The organism is Catenulispora pinistramenti (assembly GCF_018274385.1).
Taxonomy (GTDB): Bacteria; Actinomycetota; Actinomycetes; order Streptomycetales; family Catenulisporaceae; genus Catenulispora; species Catenulispora pinistramenti.
In genome coordinates, this window is the sequence record NZ_JAAFYZ010000034.1 from 41,365 (window position 1) to 63,360 (window position 21,996).

12 protein-coding genes, 1 tRNA gene and 1 pseudogene are annotated in these 21,996 nt (G+C 69.6%); 9 read left to right on the forward strand and 5 right to left on the reverse strand.

The window, feature by feature from the left end; translation table 11 throughout:
• Positions 1-256: 256 nt before the first annotated feature.
• Complete coding sequence (locus tag KGQ19_RS12920; RefSeq protein WP_212009349.1) at positions 257-1,396, forward strand: radical SAM/SPASM domain-containing protein; 1,140 nt, start codon at positions 257-259, stop codon at positions 1,394-1,396.
• Positions 1,397-1,680: 284 nt separating this feature from the next.
• Positions 1,681-2,355 carry a flavoprotein gene (locus tag KGQ19_RS12925; RefSeq protein ID WP_212009350.1) on the forward strand — a complete coding sequence of 225 codons (675 nt, stop codon included), beginning with the start codon at positions 1,681-1,683 and terminating at the stop codon, positions 2,353-2,355.
• Positions 2,356-2,570: 215 nt separating this feature from the next.
• On the opposite strand, the gene KGQ19_RS12930 is transcribed toward KGQ19_RS12925, so the two are convergent.
• Positions 2,571-3,134 (reverse strand): transposase, encoded by a 564-nt coding sequence (locus tag KGQ19_RS12930; RefSeq protein WP_212009351.1) that lies wholly within the window; start codon positions 3,132-3,134, stop codon positions 2,571-2,573.
• Here KGQ19_RS12930 and KGQ19_RS12935 point away from each other — a divergent pair.
• From KGQ19_RS12935 to KGQ19_RS12955, 5 genes are read left to right on the forward strand one after another with little or no spacing between them, the layout of a single operon-like run.
• Positions 3,121-3,438 carry a hypothetical protein gene (locus KGQ19_RS12935; RefSeq protein ID WP_212009352.1) on the forward strand — a complete coding sequence of 106 codons (318 nt, stop codon included), beginning with the start codon at positions 3,121-3,123 and terminating at the stop codon, positions 3,436-3,438. The two genes, KGQ19_RS12930 and KGQ19_RS12935, sit on opposite strands and share 14 nt — an antisense overlap.
• A complete protein-coding gene (locus tag KGQ19_RS12940; protein ID WP_212009353.1) occupies positions 3,435-4,316 on the forward strand; it encodes a TIGR03620 family F420-dependent LLM class oxidoreductase in 882 nt (293 codons plus the stop codon). Before KGQ19_RS12935 ends, KGQ19_RS12940 begins: the two co-directional genes overlap by 4 nt.
• Entirely contained in the window at positions 4,313-5,623 is a 1,311-nt protein-coding gene (locus tag KGQ19_RS51840; RefSeq protein ID WP_212009354.1) for an MFS transporter, read from the forward strand. Before KGQ19_RS12940 ends, KGQ19_RS51840 begins: the two co-directional genes overlap by 4 nt.
• On the forward strand, positions 5,620-14,409 hold the full coding sequence (locus tag KGQ19_RS12950) for a type I polyketide synthase (protein WP_212009355.1): 8,790 nt from the start codon (positions 5,620-5,622) through the stop codon (positions 14,407-14,409). Before KGQ19_RS51840 ends, KGQ19_RS12950 begins: the two co-directional genes overlap by 4 nt.
• Entirely contained in the window at positions 14,409-15,983 is a 1,575-nt protein-coding gene (locus KGQ19_RS12955; protein ID WP_212009356.1) for a condensation domain-containing protein, read from the forward strand. The genes KGQ19_RS12950 and KGQ19_RS12955 overlap by 1 nt, the downstream gene beginning before the upstream one ends.
• Before the next feature lie 8 nt (positions 15,984-15,991).
• Here the strand turns inward: KGQ19_RS12955 and KGQ19_RS12960 are convergent, their stop codons facing one another.
• Both KGQ19_RS12960 and KGQ19_RS53405 read right to left on the reverse strand, forming a co-directional pair.
• Positions 15,992-17,062, reverse strand: a complete 1,071-nt coding sequence (locus KGQ19_RS12960; protein WP_212009357.1) for an integrase core domain-containing protein — start codon at positions 17,060-17,062, stop codon at positions 15,992-15,994.
• A gap of 68 nt (positions 17,063-17,130) precedes the next feature.
• Positions 17,131-17,808 (reverse strand): annotated as a pseudogene (locus KGQ19_RS53405) (transposase family protein); the annotation flags it as partial.
• Positions 17,809-17,971: 163 nt separating this feature from the next.
• On the opposite strand from KGQ19_RS53405, the gene KGQ19_RS12965 reads away from it, so the two are divergent.
• Positions 17,972-19,441 (forward strand): AAA family ATPase, encoded by a 1,470-nt coding sequence (locus KGQ19_RS12965; RefSeq protein ID WP_212237301.1) that lies wholly within the window; start codon positions 17,972-17,974, stop codon positions 19,439-19,441.
• A 132-nt stretch (positions 19,442-19,573) separates the two neighbouring features.
• A tRNA-OTHER gene (locus KGQ19_RS12970) sits at positions 19,574-19,639 on the forward strand.
• Positions 19,640-19,946: 307 nt separating this feature from the next.
• Here the strand turns inward: KGQ19_RS12970 and KGQ19_RS12975 are convergent.
• Positions 19,947-20,849 carry a phosphotransferase gene (locus tag KGQ19_RS12975; protein WP_212009359.1) on the reverse strand — a complete coding sequence of 301 codons (903 nt, stop codon included), beginning with the start codon at positions 20,847-20,849 and terminating at the stop codon, positions 19,947-19,949.
• A 12-nt stretch (positions 20,850-20,861) separates the two neighbouring features.
• A partial coding sequence (locus KGQ19_RS12980) for an NsdA family TPR-like regulatory protein (protein ID WP_212009360.1) occupies positions 20,862-21,996 on the reverse strand: 1,135 nt, incomplete at its 5' end.

Here is a 21,996-nt window from a genome sequence, read left to right on the forward strand (position 1 = left end):
AACACGCCGGACGCCGCTATCGGAAGGCTCTTCGATGAGTGACCGTAAAAATGACAGCAACTACGTTCCCTCTCGATTCCTGAGCCTGTCCCACGATGAGGACGGTTCGCTGATCCTGTACTGCGCACGTACGGGTGCTGTCGGGGTCGTCGCCGATGGAGACGTTGATGCGGCACGAAGCGCGTTGCTGCCCGGCACGGTGACGGAAGGGCCTCTGGGCGGTATTCTCGCAGACCTGGAGCAAGGCGGATTCCTGGTGTCGGAAGGGGTCGATGAATCGGCGCTGGCGCACGAAGACTATATCCAGCGTTACACGGACAAGAGCCTTGAGCTGATTGTCATGCCCACGGAGCAGTGTAATTTCCGCTGCGTCTACTGCTATGAGGCGTTCCTGCGCGGGGAGATGGCCCAGGATATCCGGGACGGTGTCAAAAGGTACGTCGAGTCACAGTCCGGGTTGGAGCAGCTGACCCTCTCGTGGTTCGGCGGGGAACCGCTACTGGCCGGCGATGTCGTGGCCGAGATCACCGAGTACTGCCAGTCATACGCCGAGCGGACCGGGGCGGCGTTCCTCTGCGCCGCGACGACGAACGGATACGAGCTCACTCCCGAATACGCGGAACGGATCCTCCCGCTGGGGCTCACGAACTTCCAGATCTCTCTGGACGGCGTCGAGCACGATCATGACGAACGCCGGGTCGGCGCGAACGGCGAAAAGACGTTCGCCCGCATCGTGGAGAACCTCCGGTATCTCCACGAGTCCGACCACGACTTCGAGGTCGCGATCCGCCACAACTTCGACCCGGGGAACCTTCCCCGCGTATCGGAGTTCTACGAGATGCTGAAGAGCGAGTTCGGCGGGGATGACCGGTTCGTCACCGAACTGCAGCCCATCGGGCGCTGGGGTGGACAAAACGACGCCGATCTGAGCGTCTGCGAAGGCAGGCCCATGCTTCGGTCCCTGATCGAAGCCAAGAAGCTCGCGCTGGACGCCGGCTTCCGGGACGCGCACGGAATCGACATGCTCCGCCCCAGTGGTGCCACCTGCTACGCCGCGAACCCCCGCTCGTTCGTCATCGGGTCCGACGGCAAGGTCTACAAATGCACCGTCGAGCTGGACTACCACGATCGCAACATCGTGGGGCAGCTCCACGGCGACGGGACCATGGACTTGGACTGGCGAAAGATGGCGCTGTGGACGGAGACCAACGGCATGGACGCCGGCAAGAAGTGCGTCACCTGCTACTTCAGCCCCACGTGCCACGGCGCGATCTGTCCGAAGGAATGGATGGACGAGGACGAAGCCGAGTGCCCTAAGTCCAAGCACACGATCGGCGACACCTTGAAGCTCATCCGCGCGGAGAGCCTCTTCGTCAAGCCCGCCGGCGTCCCCTAGAGCCCGGTAGGGCGGCACGGCGAAAGTACCGCCCTACCGTTACCCGCCGCTGAACACTCAGCCGGCACCGTCAGAAAGCAGAGAGGGGGTGCCCACCATGACCTGGATCGCGAAGTCGCGGATCAACAGCAAGCGCGAGCGGAAGCTCGACAACTACGGCTGCTAACCGGCCGCCGGATGGGAGGCGACTCTGATCAGAGTCGCCTCCCATCCGCTCATCCCGCCGCAGATCCCACCCGAACTCCGTGTAGACCACCAAGCCTCCGCACCGAAGAAGGAAAACCATGAACAACGCCCTACCTTGCGAGAAGCTGCTGATCGGAGTCAGCGGATCGATCCACTGCTCCCAAATAGGCGGGTACCTTGCGCAAATCCGACGAGAGTTCGCCGTGTCGATCCGCGTCATCATGACCCGAACCGCCTGCGACATGGTGAACCCGAAGACGGTGGAACTCCACACCGACAGCCCGGTCATCGCCGACATCTGGGGCACGCCCCAATCAAAGAGCCCCCATATCACCGCCACTCGCTGGGCCGATCTCTTCGTGGTACTGCCCGCCTCCGCGAACATCCTCGGCAAAGCCGCCCACGGCATCGCGGACGACGTCCTGTCGACCGCGATTCTGGCCTCACGCGGACCGATAGCGTTCGCGCCGGCGATGAACCCGTCCATGTGGGAGAGTGCCGCAGTCCAACGGAACCTGCAGACGCTGAAGGAAGACGGCCACTACATCATCCCGCCGCAAGAGATCACCTCTGTGACCACCGGAGACTACGACTCCGGTCTCGGGCCGACTCCGGAGTCGCTCATGCCCCACCTTTGGCACGTGCTGATGAAGCACACCAAAGATGTTTACTGGGAAGAGGCGACGCGAACCCTACCGATGACGCCAGCTGAACGTGCGCGGCAGAACTTGCCGCTGCTCGCCATAGCCGACAAGCAGCAGGCGAGTGCTTGACCGTCGGTTCATACTCGTCCGAGTGACCTTGGGCGATGCTCGATGCGAGGCCTCCGGCCAATTTGCTCGTCATGTATCAGCACCATTGCTGACCCGACTTTGCTCTCGCTACTACACAGGTCCGTACTTGCGGAGCCAATTAGCGTTGACCCGACTCTGTGCCTGCCGAATACCTGGCTCTTGCAAGATTTTCGTGACGTGTCCGGTGGTTGTCGTCACAGCAGCAGGACGCGCTTTCGGAGAAGCGGGAGCCCAGCTCGTCCATACATCTGCCGCTTGGCTAGCTTGATCTTGGTGACGGTGCCCTCTACGACGCCGGAGCTCCATGGCGAGGTGACCGCGCCGAGCACTGCGTCCCAGTCCTTGTCCAGTCCTGTGGCGAAGGTCTTCAGCGCTGGCAGAGTGTCCGTTCGGGCTGCGTTCACCCACTTGAGTAGGCGTCCGTTGCTCGGCCGGCTTGTGAGCAGGCCGGCGAAGGCGGCGACATGTTCGCGCAGACGGGCCAGGTCAGGGCAGTCGTTCAGTGCTTGTTTCAGGCCGCTGCGCTCGTCCTCAGTCAGCGCGGCCTCAGGCCGCATGAGCCAGCCTACGAGGGTCCTGGTCTTCGGCGGGGTGACGGTAGTCGGCGGCAGTACGCCGCGTACCGTCAGGGTCCGCAGATACCGGGACAGGGTGCGGAAGCTGCAGACCAGTCCGCGCTCGGTCAGTTCAGCGTGCAGCGCGGTGGCTGAGTGGCAGCCGAGTGTGGAGGGCCACCGCGAGATCGTGGAGCGCAACATCGCCTCGGCCAAGCTGCTCGGCGAGCGGCTGGCGGGGTTGCCCGGCGTGCGGTTGGCGGCCCCGGTCCGGCTCAACGTGGTCTGCTTCACCGTCGGGGAGGACGGAGCCGGCGCGGTGAACCCGGCCGACGCGGCCGAGGCGGTCAAGGTGGTCGTCGCGGCCGTCGCCGAGAGCGGGCAGGTGTTCGTGACGCCCACGGTGCTGGCCGGGACGCCGGCCGTCCGGGTCGTGTTCAGCAACTGGCGGACCGGACCCGGCGACGACGATCTGATCTTCGAGGCCTTCCGGAGGGCGCTGTCATGACCGTGGACCTGGGACGGATGGGACTGTGGGCCCCGTGGGCGCTGTGGGACGCGCACGGCGCCGGCCTCGCCGACGCCGCCGCCGAACTCGACGGGCTCGGCTTCGGCACCCTGTGGATCGGCAACGAGCCGGGCCTGTTCGCGGCGGCGGAGTCGATGCTGGCCGCGACGTCGCGGATCGCCGTCGCGACCGGGATCGCGAACATCTGGGTGCATCCGGCTGCCGTGGCGGCGGCGGCCGCCGCACAGGCCGCGGTCTCCCATCCGAACCGCCTGCTGCTCGGCGTCGGCAACGGACCGCGGGAGGCGGCCCAGTGGTGGCTGTCGCCGTACGCGCGCATGATCGCCTACTTCGACGAGCTCGACCGGCTCGGCACACCGGCCTCCGCACGGATCCTGGCCGCCGTCGGGCCGAAGATGCTGGCGCTGGCCGCCGAGCGCAGCGCCGGAGCGCACCCGTTCCTGACGACGGCGGAGCACACGCGGCAGGCGCGGCAGGCTCTCGGCCCCGGGCCGCTGCTGACCCCGGAGCTGAAGGTAGTCCTGGAACCGGCCCCGGAGCGGGCCCGGGCCACGGCGCGCGGGGCCCTCGGCTTCTACCTCGACAAGCGGGGGTTCTCCACGAACCTGCGACGGCTCGGCTTCACGGACGCGGACCTCGGCGGTGGTGGCAGCGACCGGCTGGTCGACGCGGTCGTGGCGTGCGGCGACGCCGACCGGGTACTGCGACGCATCGCCGAGTTCCGCGACGCCGACGCGGACCACGCCGCGCTCCAGGTGACTACGGACGGCACGAACCATCCGGAGGTCGGGCGGCGCCGGCTGCCGACGGCGGAGTACCGGGTGCTCGCCGAGGCGCTGGGGCCGGTGCCGTCGTGAGGAGGTTCCGGGCCGTTGTCGCGGGATACTCCGTCTCCGCGTACGGCAGCTACCTCGACTCGGTGGCCCTCGCGCTGTTCGTGTACGAGGCGAGCAAGTCGTCGCTGGCCGTTGGCGTGTACCTGGCCCTCCGTCTGGGCAGCGGCGTCGTGAGCGGTATCACCGGCGGCCGTCTGCTGGAGCGGGTTCCGCACCGCCGGGCGATGATCGTGACGTGCCTGATCCAGGCGCTGGCGCTGTTCGGGCTCAGCGCGGCGCCGCACGGGTCGCGGGTCGCCCTGTGCTTCGTGCTGGCGGTGATCGCCGGATACGCCGGCACGCTGTTCGCGGTCTCGCTACGCAGCATGATTCCCGAGGTCGTCGGCGACGACCGGCGGGACCGGGCGAACTCGCACCTGGTGATGGGGCGGTCGCTCGCCATGGTCGCCGGGTACGCGACGGCCGGGCTCGTCGTGGCGGACCTCGGTTTCACCGCGGCCTTCCTGATCGACGCCGCCACCTACCTCGTGTGCGCGGCGGCGGTGCTCGGGCTCCCGCGCGATGCCGGGGCCGCACCGGCCGAGCCCGCCGAAGCCGCCGGTACCGAAGCCGCCGGTATCGACGCCGGAAAGCCGAGCCGTGGTCCGCTGGCCGGCAGCCGCCTGGCCGTCGCCGCCCTGCGCGCGGTCCCGCTGCTCCTGCTGATGGTCGGCCTGCGTGCCGTGGACGCGCTCGGCTCGTCGTCGCACAACGTGGCGCTCCCCGTGTACTCGGCCACCGCGGACGCCGCGCACCCCGCCGACTTCGTCGCGCGGTTCTGGCTGTGCTGGGCCATCGGGAACATCCTGGTGCAGCAGGCCGTGCAGCTCGGGGCCAGGCGGTACGGATTCGCCACCGGCGCCTCCGGGTTCGGCGTCGGCACCATCGTCATGTCAGCGGCCTTCATCGCCGCCTTCGCCGGGCTCGGTCTGTGGCCGACCGTCGTGATCGCGGTCGTCGCCGGGGCCGCCGACGGCTTCACCGAGGTTTCGTACACCTCCTCGCTCCAGACGCTGCCGGTCTCCGCCCGGACCCACGCGTTCGGCCTGTCGGCGACCGTCGAGAACGCGGGGTTCGGCATCGGGATGATCGTGTGCTCGGGTCTGCTCGAGCGGCTCACCCCGCTGGAGGTGGTCGGCGGTCTGCACCTGATCGCCATCGGCGTGGCGGTGGTCTTCGTCGCGACGACCCGGCGGCGGAGCACGGCGGCGGCGGTCCCGCCGCTTGGCGGTTTGGTCCGGTCCGGCGCCTCCGGCGCGGTCCCGGCCGAAGAGGGTGCGGACGCGTGAACCGGGCGGTCGCGATCATCGGCACGGCGTTCCGGTTCCCCGGCGCCGACACCGCCGAGCAGTTCTGGCAGACCATCCGTGATGGCGCGGTCCACATCCGCCGCTTCACCGAGGACGACTTCGCGCGCGCGGGAGTTCCCGAGCAGGACTACCGCGAACCGGACTTCGTCGGCTCCAGTGCGCTGCTGGACGGCATCGCACAGTTCGACGCCGAGTACTTTGGCATCTCGGGCAGGGAGGCCGAGGTCACCGACCCCCAGCAGCGCCTGCTGCTCGAATGCTGCCACCACGCGCTTGAGGACGCCGGGTACGCGCAGCCGCAGCCCGGCACCCGCGTCGGCGTGTACGCCAGCACCGGATACCGGCTGTACACGATGCAGAACTACCTGGCCAACAACCTCACGGTGGCCGGCTGGAGTCCCGACTGGGCATCGGGCAAGCAGGTGCAGGTGGGCAACGCGCCGGACTTCGCCGCCGCGCGCGTCGCGTTCCGGCTCGGGCTCACCGGTCCCGCCATGAGCGTGCAGACCGCGTGTTCCAGCTCCCTGGTGTCCGTCCACCTCGCTGCCCGCGCGCTGATCGCCGAGGACGCCGACCTGGCCGTCGTCGGGTCGGCGGCGCTGCACCTGCCGCAGGTGTCCGGCCACCGCCATATGCCCGGCTCGACGATCTCGCCGACCGGTGGCCTGCGGCCCTTCGACGCCGATGCGGACGGGACGGTCGGCGGCAACGGCGTCGCGGCGGTGGTGCTCAAGCGCCTGGACGACGCGCTCGCCGCGGGGGACGCGATCCGTGCCGTGATTATCGGCAGCGACGTCTCCAACGACGGTGCCGGCAAGCGGGGCTTCGCGGCGCCGGGTGTCGACGGCCAGCGGGAGGCGGCGGTCCGCGCGTTGCGGGACGCGGGCGTGCCCGCCGAGTCGATCGGCTACCTCGAGGCGCACGGGACCGGGACGGTCAAGGGCGATCCGATCGAATACGAGGCTCTCAGCTCGGCGTACCGGTCGTCGTCCGGCGCGACCGGGTTCTGCGAGCTCGGCACGATCAAGGGCAACATCGGCCATCTGGACGCCTGCGCCGGCCTGGCCGCCCTGATCAAGGCCGTCCTGGTCCTGGAGCACGGCGAGATCCCGCTGCTGGCCGGCCACACGCGGATCAACCCCACGATCGCAGCGGCGGACGGACCGTTCACGATCTCGCCGCGATCCCGGCCCTGGCCGCAGACCGGCGGGCCCCGTCGGGCAGCGGTCCACTCCGTTGGCATGGGAGGCACGAACGCGCACGTGATCCTCCAGGAGGCTCCGCCACCGGCCGCGCGTCGCGCAGACGCGGCGCCGGTGGCCGTGCTGCCGCTGTCCGCGCACACGGACGGCGCGCTCCGGGACGTGGCGGAGGCCTATCGCAGGGCTCTCACCGAGTCCTCGACCGGCGACCAGTCGTCGGCGGACCGCAGCCGGTCCGCAGACGTCGTCACCACGGCCGCTCTCGGACGTCGTCATCGCCGGCACCGGCTCGTGCTGCTCGGGAGCGGCTCCGAAGACTTCGCCGGCGCCGTCGACGACTGGCTGGAACACGGCGCGACGGCTGCGCACGCCTCCGGATCGCGGTGGCTCTCCGGCAGCGTTCCCGAGGGTCCGGCGGACGCCCGCGTGACGTTCCTGTTCAGCGGACAGGGCGGCCCGCACGCGGGAATGGCGCGCGAGCTGGCCGAGCGGTTCCCCGTCTTCCGGCACGCCCTCGACGACTGCGATCAGGCCTACCGGGCGGCCGGCGGCGACTCGCTCCTTCCCGATCTCCTCGGTCTCGACAAGCCGGCGGCCCGGTGGGGCACCGACATCGCGCAACCGGCGATCTTCGCTTTCCAGACCTCCCTCGTCCGGCTCTGGGCCGACCTGGGTGTCGCACCGCATATCGTGGCCGGGCACAGCGTCGGCGAGTACGCGGCGCTGTGCGCCGCCGGGGCGCTGGACATCGCCGACGGGATGAGGCTGACCGCGGCGCGCGGCCGTCTGATGGCGGGCACCACGCACGGCCGGATGGCAGCGGTGTTCGCCGACCGGTCGCTGGTGGAGTCCCTGGCCGTGGTCTGGCCCGGTGTCGAGCTCGCGGTCTCGAACGGCACGGCCCACCACGTGATCGCCGGGACTCCGGAGGCTGTCGCCATTGCCCTGCGCCAGTGCGACGGCGACGGCGTTCCCTGGACCGATCTCCTGGTGGACCGCGCCTTCCACTCCTCGCTGCTGGATCCGGTCCTGGCGGGTTTCGCCGCCGTCGCGCGCGGCGCGGCGTTCGGGCCCACGACGGTGCCGTTCGTGTCGGGGCTGGACGGCGTCGTGCGCCCCGCCGGGTGGACGCCGGACGCGGAGTACCTGGTCCGCCAGGCGCGGGATCCGGTCCGGTTCGACGAGGTCCTGGCCCGGCTGGGGGACGCCGGAGCCCACGGATCGGCGCTGCTGCTGGAGATCGGCCCGGACGCGGTCCTCACCGGCCTGGCCCGCCGGGCCCTGCCGGCCGGCCCGCCGGCCGTCGCATCGCAGACCCCGAAGAGGCGGCTGGACACGTTCTGGTCGGCCCTCGGCCGCCTGTGGTGCGACGGCGTCGAGGTCGACTGGGGCCGTCTGCTCGCGGACTGCCAGGGCCGACGCATCCCGCTCCCGACCTATCCGTTCCGCCGCACCCGGCACTGGGTCGGCCCGCCACCGCCAGCAGAGTTCGAACATCGGGGAAGTACCGTGCATCGTGCAGAAGACGCCGTGCTGGACCGGCTGACCGCCATCGCGGCCCGCCATCTGGGCTGCCGCCCCGCCGAGGTCGGCGCCGACCGTCCGTTCGTCGGCCTCGGCGCCGACTCGCTCCAGCTGATCGGCATGGTCAAGGACCTGGAGCACGAGTTCGGGGTCCGCATCGCGCTGCGCGAACTGCTGGAGGAGTTCGGGACGCCCGCGCTGGCTGCCGAGCTCGTCCGCAGCCGGCGGTCCGACCCGGACCCGGGCGGATCCGGCACGGACGGAGGAGGATCCGGCACGGGAGTGCAGATCCGCCTCCCGGCTCCCGCGCCGGCTCCGGAGGCCGCCGGGCTTCCAGTCGCGCCGGGCTCCCCGGCATCCCACGGCCCCCACGTCGTCCTCGACGCCGACTCCGGGATGACCGCCACCGCCGAGGCCTCCCAGCGCCGCCACATCGACGAGCTCACGCGACGGTTCGTCGGCCGCATGCCGACGTCGAAGGAACTCGCGCAGCGCCACCGCCGCGTCCTCGCCGACAGCCGGGCCGTGGTCGGGTTCCGTCGGGGGAGCAAGGAGATGCTCTATCCGATCGCCGCGCAGAGCGCACACGGTTCGCGGCTCGTTGACGTCGACGGCAACTCCTACGTTGATATCACCATGGGCTTCGGCGCGCTGCTCCTGGGCCATGAGCCGGAGCCGGTCGCCGAGGCCGTCCGCGAGCACCTGGCGCGCGGGGTCCGACTTGGCCCGCGCAGTGCGGACACCGGCGAGGTGGCCCAGCTCATCGCCGATCTGACGGGACACGAGCGGATCGCGTTCGCGGCCTCCGGCACCGAGGCGAACTCCGCGGCGCTCCGCCTGGCCAGGAACGCGACCGGTCGCGACAAGGTCGTCATGTTCAGCGGTTCCTACCACGGCCACATCGACTCGGTGCTCGGCCGGCGGGTCGGCCACGGTGCCGAGCGGGGGACCGTTCCGGTGTCGCCGGGGATTCCGCTCAGCGCGGTCGCCGAGCTCATCGTGCTCGAATACGGGAGTCCGGAGTCGCTGCAGGCGATCGAGGCGCTCGGCGAGTCCGTTGCCGCGGTCATCGTCGAACCGGTGCAGTGCCGGAATCCCCGGCTGCGGCCGATCGGATTCGTGCGGCGGCTGCGTGAGCTTACCCGGCGGCTGGGGATCGCCCTGATCTTCGACGAGATGCTGACCGGGTTCCGGCCGCATCAGCGCGGTGCGCAGGACCTCTACGGCGTCGTGCCCGACCTTTCGACCTACGGCAAGGCGGTCGGCGGCGGCTACCCGATCGGGGTGATCGCGGGGAGCTCCGACGTCATGGACGGCGTCGACGGAGGGTTCTGGCAGTACGGCGACGACAGCGTCCCGCCGCGGGACACCACCTTCTTCGGCGGGACCTATATGCAGCACCCGGTCTCGATGGCGGCCGCCAAGGCGGTGCTCACCCACCTGGTGGAGGAGGGGCCCGCCCTCCAGGAGGGGCTCAACGCCCGGACCGACCGGCTGGCCGGCACGCTCAACGCCTTCTTCGCCGAGCACGAGTACCCGCTCGAGCTCGACCACCACGGCTCCATGTTCCGGTTCCGACACAAGGCCGACCTGGACCTGCTGTACCACCACCTGGTGCTGCGCGGGGTCTACGTCTGGGAATGGCGCAGCTTCTACCTCTCCACGGCGCACACCGACGACGACGTCGACCGGGTTGTCGAGGCGGTGACCGGTTCGCTGACCGAGCTCCGCGACGCGGGGTTCTTCCCGTCCTCGAAGGTCCACGCCGCGCCGCGCCGGGCGGCACCGGCGGAGCAGCTGCGCCGGGCACCCGATTTCAGCGTGTACTTCTTCGGCAGCCATCGCCGCCAGGACAGCGCCCGCGACGAGTACGCGCTGCTGACGGAGACCGTCCGGTTCGCCGACGACCACGGCTTCCACGCCGCCTGGCTCCCCGAGCGGCACTTCCACGAGTTCGGCGCGCTGTTCCCCAGCCCGTCGGTGCTGGCCTCGGCGCTCTCCCAGCAGACCAGCCGGATCAGGCTGAACGCCGGCTCGGTCGTGCTGCCGCTGCACGACCCGATCCGCGTCGCCGAGGAATGGTCGGTGGTCGACAACCTGTCCGGCGGCCGGGTGTCGATCGGCTGTGCGAGCGGTTGGCACTCCGACGACTTCGCCCTGTATCCGGACCGGTTCCAGGGACGCCGGGAACTGACGATGGAATACGTCGGGCAGCTGCGCACCCTGTGGAGCGGAGGCTCGCTGACCCGCCTTACGGGCAACGGCTCGGAGCTCGAGGTGCGGCTGCATCCCCGGCCGGTCCAGGACCTGCCCCCGATGTTCCTGGCCACCGGCGGCGACCGGGACTCCTTCGAGCGGGCCGCCCGCAACGACCTCGGCGTCGTCACGAATCTGGCGAGGCAGTCGCTCGAGGAGCTCGCCGAGAACATCGGGCACTACCGGAAGATCCGCGGCGAAGCCGGCCTGGATCCGGAGGCCGGCCGGGTAGCGGTGCTGCTCCACACCTATCTCGCCGACGATCACGACCGGGCGCGCTCGGAGGCTTTCGGGCCGATGGGCGAGTACCTGCGCTCGTCGCTGTTCATGCGGTCTTCGGCGCCCGCGACCGGCGCGATCGACAGCGGATCGCTCCCGGACGAGGACTTGGACTACCTCTTCGGGGAGGCTTATGCCCGGTACTGCGATGATCGGGCATTGATCGGTTCACCGGAGAGCTGCGCCGGGATGGTCGACAAGCTCCGCGCAGCGGGCGTCGACGAACTCGCGGCCCTGGTCGACTTCGGCATGACGCCCGAACGGCTGCGGTCGAGCATGGCGCTGCTGGCAGAGCTGCGGCTGCGGTTTCACCCGGAGACGGAACCGGCCGGCCCCGTCGTTCCGGCGGTCGAAGCCGCCACGCAGCCCGCGACGGCGGTACCGGTCACCCGCACGGCACCGGCCACCGCGATCCAGCGCCGGCTCTGGCGAGCCTGTCAGCTCACCGAGTCGAGCGCGTACCAGGAGGTGCAGGCGGCACGGTTCGACGGCCTCCTCGACGCGGCCGCACTGCGCACCGCCGTCAGGATGCTGATCACCCGCCACGACGGCCTGCGCACGGTGTTCCGCGCGGACAATCAGGACGGCGGGCTTCAGCAGTACATCCGTCCCGATCCGCAGGTCGACCTGCGGATCGTCGACCGGCGGGGACAGGATCCGCAGACCGCTGTCCGGGATGCGCTGCGCGAGCTCGGCGAGCTGCCGTACGACCCGGCGGCCGGCCCGTTGTTCCGCCCGGTGCTCGTCCGGCTCGCCGCCACCGACCACGTTCTGCTGTTCGGCATCCACCATCTGATCACGGACGGCCATTCGGCCGAGATCATCGCCGGGGATCTCCACCAGTGCTACCGAGCCGCGATCGAGGGCCGGGAGCCACGATTCGACCATCCCGCCGGCTCCGCGGCGGACGCGGCCCTCCACCCGGCGGCATCCGCCGAGGGCCTCGAGTGGTGGCGCACCCGCCTCGGCGCGGTGCCGCCGGTGCTTCGCCTGCCGACCGATCTTCCCCGGACCCGGACGGCCGGCGCCGGGGCATCTCAGGCCATCGAGCTGGGCCCGGAGCGCTCCCAGCGGCTGCAGTCGTGGAGCGCAGGGCAGGGGGTGACGCTGTTCGCGGCGCTGCTGACCGCCTGGCAGGTTGTCCTGCGGCGCTTCTCGGGTCAGGACGAGTTCCTGGTCGGCAGCACGTTCGGGATGCGGGCGGCCGCCGACCGCGACACGGTCGGCTGCTTCGCGCAGGTGCTTCCGCTGCGCTGCTCGCTGACCGGCGGCACCGTGATCCGCGCTGCCGTGCGGGCCACCCGCGACGCACTTCTCGACGCGGCCGAGCACCACGACGCGGACCTTGAGGAACTGCTGGCGTCGCTGAGCCCTGATCCGGCCGCCGTGCGACCGTTGATCACGGTCTCGGCGGACCTGGACAGCGAGCCGCTGTCCGAAACGGGGCTGCCGGGGCTGCGGGCCCGCGGCGCGGACGCGGGCAGCGACGGTGCCCCGTTCGAGCTCGGGCTGCACGCGTTGCGCACGGCGGAGGGACTGCGGATCCGGATCCGGTACGACGCGGGTCTGTTCGCCGCCGCGACCGTCCAACGGTTCCTCGATCATCTGTGCCTGGTCGTCGACGGGTTCGTCGACGGCGTCGAGCGGATCGGCGACCTGCCGGCCCGCACCGAGGCGGACCAGGCGCTGGCGGCTCGGCTCGGCACCGGTTTCGGTCTGCCGGGAGTCCTGACCGACCTGCGGTCGGTGCGGCCTGCCGACTCCGACCGGCCGGCGATCGTCGACGGGGCCGTGGTCTGGAGCGGTACCGAGCTCCGCCGGGCTGCCGACGGCGTCACGGCGCGGTTGCGCACCCTCGGCGTGGGCCGCGGCGACATCGTGGCGGTGCACCTGCCCCGGGGGTTCGGATACGCGGCGGCGGCCGTGGGCATCGTCGCCGCCGGTGCTGCCGTCCTGCCGCTAGACCCGGCTCAGCCCGGGCCGCGCCGGGCCGCGATGATCGCCGACTCCCAGCCGGTCGCCGTCGTCCGCGGCGACGGCGACGGCGCGAAGCCGACCATCGAGGCCTGCGGGGCCGGCGCCGCAGTCGGATCGGCGGCGGCGGTCGCAGTCGGATCGTCGTCGGCGGCGGTCGCACCCGACGACGAGTTCTGCCGGCTGTACACCTCCGGATCCACCGGATCGCCCAAGGGCATCCGCATCAGCCATCGCAATATGGCCGTCGTGCTCGAGGGCTTCTGCGCCGGCCTCGGCGTCACCGGTGCGGACCGGATCGCCTGGTATAGCAGCGTCGGTTTCGACGCCGCGAACATCGAGCTGTGGCCCGCGCTCGTCGCAGGGGCGGAACTGCATGTCGTCCCGGAGGAGGTGCGGCTGGATCCGCGGCGGCTGATCGCGTGGTACTGCGATGAGGGCATCACGCGCGCCTGGCTTCCCACGGCGATGGCCGAGCAGGTGATCGGGCTCGAATGGCCCGCCGGCTGCCGGCTGCGGTCGCTGGGTACCGGTGGCGAGCAGCTCAACATCCGTCCGCGCCCGGGGCTGCCGTTCACGGTCCTCAACTCCTACGGCCCGACCGAGGTAGCCGTCCTGTGCACGTGGGGCCCGGTGGATCCGGACGGTCCCGGGAAGCCTTCGCTGGGAGTGCCGACCGCGGGCGTGCGGCTGCTCGTGGGCGATCCCGACGGACGGGAGCTCCCGCCCGGGGCGGTCGGTGAACTTCATGTCGGCGGTGATCAGGTGGCACTCGGCTACCACGGCGCCGAGCCGGACGCCGATCGGTTCCGGACCGACCGGGACGGCCGCCGCTGGTACCGGACCGGTGATCTGGTGCGGTGGGGCGCGGACGGGAACCTCCACTTCCACGGCCGGACCGACGGACAGGTCAAGATCCGCGGCGTGCGCGTGGAGCCGGGCGAGTGCACTCCGGCGGTCGCCGCCCTGCCGGGCGTGCGGGCCGCGCGTGTGATCGGGACGGTCGATCCGAAGAGCGGGCACGGCCGGCTTACTTGCTTCGTGCAGCCGGGAGAGCCCGTCGCCGACGAAGCCGGGCAGATCAGAGCCTGGCGGCGGCAGTTGCGGGCGACGTTGCCACGTCCGATGGTCCCGGACGACTGGCAGCTGGTCTCCAGCCTTCCGCTCGGGGTCTCGGGGAAGTGGGATCCCGGCGCGATGGTTCCGGCTGACCGCCCCGCCGAAGCCGACGCACCGGCCGATGCACCACAGACACAGACCGACGGCGGCAGTCGTCGCGAGGCCGTGCGCGAGCTCTGGGCCGACGTGCTGGGTGTGGGGGTCTCCGCGGTCGGGGACGACGCAGACCTCTTCGATCTCGGCGGGCACTCGATCACCGCGATCAAGCTGCTGAGCCGGTTCCGTTCCGAGTTCGGGATCGACGTCTCGGTGAGCGACTTCTTCGCCGATCCGACGGTGGCGGCCATGGCGGATCTCGCTCTCGACGCCTCCGGCACCGAGCTGCACGGTCGCGTCCGAGGGACAGTGTGATGGAGACGACCGCCGAGGAGTTCCTCGACCGGCTGCGTGCCCTCGACGTCCGGCTGGAGCCGTCGGGCGACGGCGGCCTGCGCTACGACGCCCCGGCGGGCGCCCTCACCGGCGAGCTGCTGACCCAGCTGCGCCGGCGGCGCGGCGGCCTGCTGGCATGTCTCGGGGGGCCGCCGGACCGGCTGCCCGAAGTCGTCGCCTCCGAGGCGGCCACCGTCCAGCAGGCGGGGCTGGCCGCCTACAGCCGCGACGCGCCGCTCCCGCACGTCCTGAACGTGGGAACCAAGATGACGATCACCGGCCATCTGGACCCGGTGGCGTTGGAGACCGCGCTGGCCGCGCTCGTCGCCCGGCACGAGGGGATGCGGACGCGGATCGTGTCCGACGGCTCCGACGGGGCGGGCTGGCGCCAGGACGTCCTGGCGCCGGTGGCCCGGACGCTTCCGGTGGAGGATCTCTCGGACCTGAACGAGGCGGCGTGCGCCGCACGGGTCGCCGAGATCTGCCGGGAGGAGGTGAACAAGCCGTTCGACATCGGCGTCAGCACAGAGCCCAGATTCCGTCTGCTCCGCCTGGCCTCGGAATGCTGGGTCTTGCTCAACACCGTCCACCACGTCGCCACCGACGGCTGGTCGTTCACGGTCCAGCAGCGGGACCTCGCCGAGCTGTACCGGGCCGCGCTCACCGGCACCCCGTCCGGTCTGGCGGAAGTGTGGGCGCAGCCGCGCGACTACGCGCGCCGACAGCTCGAATGGCCGCTGGACCCGGCCACCGTGGAACACCGCCTGGACTACTGGCGCGGCGTTCTGGACGGCAGTCCGCTCCGCATCGACCTGCCGACCGACCGGCCCCGCGGCGACGGGTCGGTGCCGATGACAGGTCGCGGGCGCACCTCGGCCTCCGCCATGCCGGGGGCGACGCGGGCGGCCGTCGAGGCGCTGGCCCGCGCCCGACGCACCACGCCGTTCGGTGTCACCGCGGCCGCGGGCGCCGTCCTGCTGGCCGGCCTGACCGGTCAGCGCGACCTCGTGATGCAGTTCCCGTACGCGAACCGCGACGACGAGATCTTCGCCGACACGGTGATGTTCTCGGCGACGAGCCTGGCCCTGCGCCTGCGTCTGGACCGCGCACCGGCCTTCGCGGACCTGGTGGATCAGGCGTCCCGGGCGGTGTGGGGAGCCATCGACAACCTGCTGCCCCTCGGCAGGATCCTCGCCGATCTCAAGGAGCACGGGGTGCCGGACGTCCCGGAACGCTTCCGGGTCATCGCCGTCCATCAGAACTCGATCGAACTGGGCATCGACCTGCCGGGCCTCACCGTCGTGACCGAGGACCTGCCGACCGACACGGCCCGCGCCGACCTGACGTTCGGTGTGGCCCCGTACCCGGATCCGGCCGACGGCTACCGCGTCTTCGCAGAGCACCCGCTCGATCTCTGGGATGCCGAGACGGTCGACGAGTGGATGCGCACGTACGCCGCCATCGTCGCCAAAGCCTGTCGCGCGCCGGACACGCCGCTGGAGCATCTCGTGCTCGAAGCCTGTCCTACTCCAAAACCCTGCTACTGGGTGTGACCTGGGGGTTAAGCCGCTTTTCGATACTCGTTGATCAAGCCTCCGAGTCGTTTTCGGCGGCGGATCTCGTTGATAGGCACTGGCATTGGGATCGCGTTGGATCGATCGTCCGGTGCACGCAGACCCATTTCGTGGCCTTGATGAGAGCGGCCGGAGTTGTAGTGCTCGAGGTATTCGCCCAAGACCCGACGTAGGTGGTGCTGCCCGACTATGAGGAGACGGTCGCAGCATTCGCGGCGGATCGAGCCGATCAGCCGCTCCGCGTAGGCGTTCATCCTCGGCGTCTGCGGCGCGGTCAGCAAGGACTCGACACCGATCGAGGTGAACACCGCGTCGAAGGACTCAGTGAACTTTGCATCCCGGTCCCGGATCAGCCGGGTGAAGCGGTGCCCGGCCTGCTCCAGATCGGTGGCGAGTTCCCGGGCGACTTGAGTGGTCCAGGCGCCGGTCGGATGGTCGGTGACGCCCAGCAGATGGGCCCGGCGGCTGCCGATCTCAATGACGACCGCCGCATACAGCCGCTTCAGCATCACAGTGTCGACATGCAGAAGGTCGATGGCCAGGATCGTCTCTGCTTGTGAGCGCAGGAACGTTCGCCACGTGTCGTTACGCCGGTCCGGAGGCGGGATCCTGCGCGAGCGGAGGATCCGTCGGATCGTGGAGGCGCCGATGCGGTGACCGAGCCGGCGCAGTTCGCCCTGGATCCGCACCGTACCCCAGCTCGGGTTCTCGCTCGTGAGCCGGACGATCAACGCCATCACATCGGCCGGGATCGGCGGACGACCTGGCGGTTTGGGCTGGCGCCACTTGTTCGCGATCAGCCGGCGATGCCACCGCAGTAGCGTGCCGGGGGTCACCAGCCGGTGTGCCCGCAGCGCCTTCGGCAGGACCCTGGCCAACGCGGACAAGACTGCCCGATCGGACCAGTCAATCCGCGGCTTCGGATTGGTCCGGCGCAGCACCGCAACCTCATGCCGGAGAGCAAGTAATTCCGCGTCCTTCGATGCCGAGGACCGGGCCAACAACACCAGCCAACCCAGCACGCTGACGAAAATCCGATACAGCAGACCGACAGCCACGGGACGTGATCCTCCCAGATGCCCCGTCCCAGGTCACACCCGATGGCCGAGTATTGGCGTAGGACAGGGCTCTTCAGGATGCGGATTCCCTCGTCGGCGGAAATGGGGTCGAAGCTGTCGGTGAACTTGGTGTCGCGATCCCGGATCAGGAACTTGAGCCTCTTTCCCCGCTCGGCCAGATCCATCACGACATTACGGGCGGCCTGGGTCGTCCACTCTCCGGTCGGATGGGCTGTCACCCCGGCTAGGTGCGCCCGGCGGGTCCCGTGCTCGATGAGGGCCAGGGCGTACAGGCGTTTCAGGCCGATCGTGTCCACATGCACGAAGTCGATCGCGAGGATGCGGTGGGCCTGCATGGTGAGGAACTGCTTCCACGTCGGACCCGACCGCCGCGGCGCCGGATCGACCCCGGCCGCGTTTAGGATCTCCCACACCGTCGAGGACGCGATCTGGTGGCCGAGCTTGACCAGTTCGCCCTGGATTCGGCGATGGCCCCACATCGGACAATCTTTAGCCATCGTGAGCACAAGTTTCTTGACCGCTGCGGCGGTCGGTGGCCTGCCGGGTTTTCGCCGGGCGCTGTAGTCCCACTTGCGAGCAACCAGCCGGCGGTGCCAGGCCAACAGCGTCGCCGGACTGACTGGGGACACCTCAGCCCATCGCCGGCGCGGAATCAACGATGAGAGTGCCGCGAACCAGAACCTGTCGGCCGACTCGTAACGGACCCTGACGATCTGACAGCCCAGGTCACAGGCCCGATCGTATTTCCGAGCCCTACAGGACGGACCCGTGACCAGCGTGGAAGGTCTTCTCGGCCCTTCGGCCCAGGCTCGCCAGCGTGTGTGATTGCGAGTCCGAACTAGGTTAGGTAGATTGAATCTATGTAGATTGTAGCTACATAGATGGAGGATGGCCGTGCCGGGTTTCGTGGGGCGTGACGTCGAGCTGGCGCTGCTGCGTAAGCGACTTGACCGGATAGCTCAGACGGGGTCGGGGGTGGCGGTCGCGATCCGGGGGCGTCGGCAGGTTGGCAAGTCACGATTGGTGCAGGAGTTTTGCGACGAGGCGGGGGTGCCCTATTTCTATTTCACCGCGACCAAGGGAGCCTCGGCGGTCGAGGCGGTGGCCGCGTTCATCGGTGAGTTGAAGACCACGCCCGTGCCCCAGGATCGGGACCTGGTGCCGGACGCGGGTCCGGGAAACTGGCCCGATGCTTTCCGGATCCTGGCCTCGGTGCTGCCTGCCGGGCCGGTGGTGGTGGTGATCGACGAGCTGCCGTGGCTGGCCGAGCAGGATGAACTGTTCGACGGGGCGCTACAGACTGCCTGGGACCGGTTGCTGTCGACCAGGCCTGTGCTGTTGCTTCTGCTGGGTAGCGACATCCACATGATGGAACGGCTGACCGCCTACGACCGTCCGTTTTTCGGCCGCGCCGATCAGCTGGTCCTGGGGCCGTTGAACCCGGCCGAGACAGCCGACGCGACAGGTCTGGCCGATGCTGACGCCATCGATGCCCACCTGGTGTCCGGAGGACTACCGGGGATCCTGAGGGCCTGGCCGCATGGGATGCCGGCGCTGGAGTTCATCCGCACCGAGTGCGCCGATCCGGCCTCCCCGCTGTTCGGGGTGCCGGAGGCCACACTGATGGCCGAGTTCCCGGTGCCGGATGTGGCGCGGAGGATCCTGGAAGCAGTCGGCGGCGGGGATCGTACCCATGCAAACATCGCCGCCACCGCCGGCAGCCGCTCCGGTGCCCTGCCGTCCGGCACCCTGTCGCCGTTGTTGGGCCGATTGGTCGAGCAGAAGCAGGTTCTGGCTCTGGACCAGCCGCTGTCGACCCAGGCCGGAAAGCCGGGACTGTACCGGGTGGCCGACAGCAACCTGCGGTTGTACCTAGCGGCGCTGCGCTCCGCGGCCGAACAAGTGCGGCGTGGTCGCCCCGAAGCGGCGTTCGCGCTGGTGCAACGACGCTGGCCGACCTGGCGCGGCCGGGCTGTCGAGCCGTTGATCCGCGAGTCACTGCTGCTGGCGGCCTCCGGCGAGGCCCTGGAGTGCCCGGATGTCGAAGCCGTGGGCGGATGGTGGAACCGGCGGTTCGATCCCGAGGTCGACCTGGTCGGCGCAGACCGGGGCCCCGTCGCCGGAAGGTTGTACTTCGTGGGTTCGGTGAAATGGCTCACCGGTGCCTTCGACCACCGCGATCTCGCAGCGCTGCATCGTGCGGCAACCGAGATCCCGGGATACGCCGAATCAGACGTCAAACTGGTGGTCGCATCTCTCGGCGGGATCATCGACGGCCTCGGTCTGGACCGAGCCCGCGGTGACATCGTGTGGAGGTCCGCCGACGTCGTAGGCGCATGGAATCGCGATGCAGGCTGACCGGCGGTGGTCCAGGGACGGTCCAGGGCCGGCACTGGACCAGATCACCCTCGAATGGCACTCGATGACAGCGGCGGCTTGATGGATGTGGACAGACCGGCACGGATTGGCCCAGGTCGACCTCAGATGACGGCCTGATGGTCGACAACCTCGGTGCTTCTAATCCGATGGTCGCAGGTTCGAATCCTGCCGGGGGCACCGCGCCCGAACCCCAGGCTCATATGTTGACCTGGGGTTTTACGTTTCCTTGACTCGAGCACTCGAGTCGACTCGAGTCGTAAAGTCGTTGAAACGGCCCCGTGTGATGACGGTGTGATGACGGCCGTAGCGACTCCGTATGGTGACGGCCTGTTTTTCGTGGTGCCGCCGTGTCACTCATTCTCCGCAGGGCAGGTGCTCGCCACCCGTTCGGGTCCCCTCAGGGGCCGAGCCTTCTGACTTTTGTCGGCGGCCCCCGCCTTCGGAGCGTTAGTTGTTCGCCTGCGATGGCTCCATGACGTTCTGTTCAGAGCGCGAGCCATTGGGACGAGCGGTCGCTGGCGCGGATCCCTGAGAACCGCTGCTGCAGGAATGTGAAGTATCGTTGGTCCGCGCTGGCGCGGCGGAGCGGTCCGGTGAGCTGCATCATGTCGCGCATGTGCATGAGTGCTTCATAGCCTGGGGAGTGAGCCAGGTCGTAGCCGTATTCGGCCGCGAAGGCGCTCTTCCAAGCGTTGTCACGGCCGTACCTGCGCACGGCGTGCCAGGTCGGCACTAGGTCTACTTCACGAGGCCCGTGGCTGACCCAGTCCCAGTCGCCGAGCAGCAGGCCGTGGGGGCGGCTGTTCGCGAGCAGGTTTCCCGCCCACGCATCTGCGTGGACGAGGCCTGGTGGGAGTTGCCACTCGATGGCGGTGAGTTGTTCGCGTACCTTGACGATCTCCTGCTTGAGCCATGCGACATCGTCGCGGGCCAGCACCGTCTCGGGCACGGACTCAGCGAGCGCGCCCTCCAGCGAGGTCAACGCGACCCAGGACGGAAGGTGCACTGGGATGGCGTCGTCGATCGTGTGGAGCCGATGCAGCAGCGCAGCGAGATCGGTCGATGAGTACTTCAGCTCGACTGGTTGCTCATGGAACTCCCAGAAGCTGGCTACCGATCCGCATTCGAGTGCGACTGGTTCGACGGTTCCAAGCGGCGCAGTAGCGGGGAATCCGTGGGACTGCACCAGCCAGCGGGTCACCGCCTGAGTCAGCCGGACCTGTTCGAGGTCAGCGGGCCCCACGGTGATGCGGATGACCGCCTCTGCACTCGGCAGGTAGTAGATGGCGTTGCTGTAGTGGTGGATCAGTCGCGCATCAGCAGGGTCTATTCCGGCGCTGGCGCAGGCTGCGACGAGCTGGGCCTGAAGGTCGTCGTCGTTGGTCAAGCCGCCGTGCTCCTAGCTGTCGACTGCGTCGGCGTGTGCGAACGCCGCATCGAGCTCCTTCACAGCGGCGTTGGCGCTGAAGTCTGCCAGACGCGAGCGGGTCTGTTCGATCGCGGCCACGGCGCGGGCGCTTGTGAGTCGTCCGATCAGCGGCAGGCAGCCGGCCATGACCGCACACGCGCGCTCGACGTCGGTGTTGCCCGGTTGGAGATAGGACATCGCGAGCGTCGTATTGGCCAGGACATCACGCCGCGGCATCGCGTCGGCCGCTGCCTCATCCAGATGGGCTGCGTCAGCGTGCCGCTGCACGTAGCTGGTCCGGCCCAGCGCGTGCGAGGCGTACATGGCCTCGACCGTGAGTTGGCGTACGGAGAAGAAGGAGACCCATCGTGGCTCCTCGGCGTCGCCGCGTTGGTCAAGCAGGACTTCGGCCTGGACGAGATGCCGATCGCTCGTCGTGGGGTCGTTGGCAACAGCGGAGGCGCGGGAGGCGACGGCGTGGCAGCGGGCGAGCGTCAAGGGCGAGCGATCCTTGTTGGCTGCTTCGACCGCGGCTTGCGCACTGGCGACAGCCGAGTCGGGATGGTTGATGTGAAGGGCCTGCATCGACAGGTCGGTCAGGATGTGCGCTGCCAGGGCGTAGTTTCCCGCAGCCTTCGCCAGCCGCAGGCTGTGGGTGAAGTAGCGCCGGGCAAGGCGCTGATGGCCCGCGTCGAACGCCATGAAGCCGGCGACGTCGGCGAGACGTGCGATCTCGGTGAACAGGAGCTGGCCGACTTGATCGTTGTACTTGCCGGTTGCGGCCAGCGGGATGGCGACGCTGGCTAGATAGTGTGCCAAAGTACTGCGGGCGTGACCGCCGCCAAGGCGGTGGTCGGCGTCCGCGAACGCTTCGGACATGATGGACAGCGTCTGCACGTCCGCAGCACCGACACGCTGCCCCGTTCGATCGCTCCGGACGGCTTCGTCTGGCTGAGAGCTGTCCGCCCAAGCCAGCAACACCTCGACGACGGACTCGGCCCCGGCATCGGCCGCGATGTCCGCCACGCGGACGTTCACATCGGCTCCGGTCAGCGTGCCGAGTCCGGCAAGAGCCTCGTCTACGGATGGCATCCACGAGACGCCGTGCTGGAGCAGTTCCTCGTCT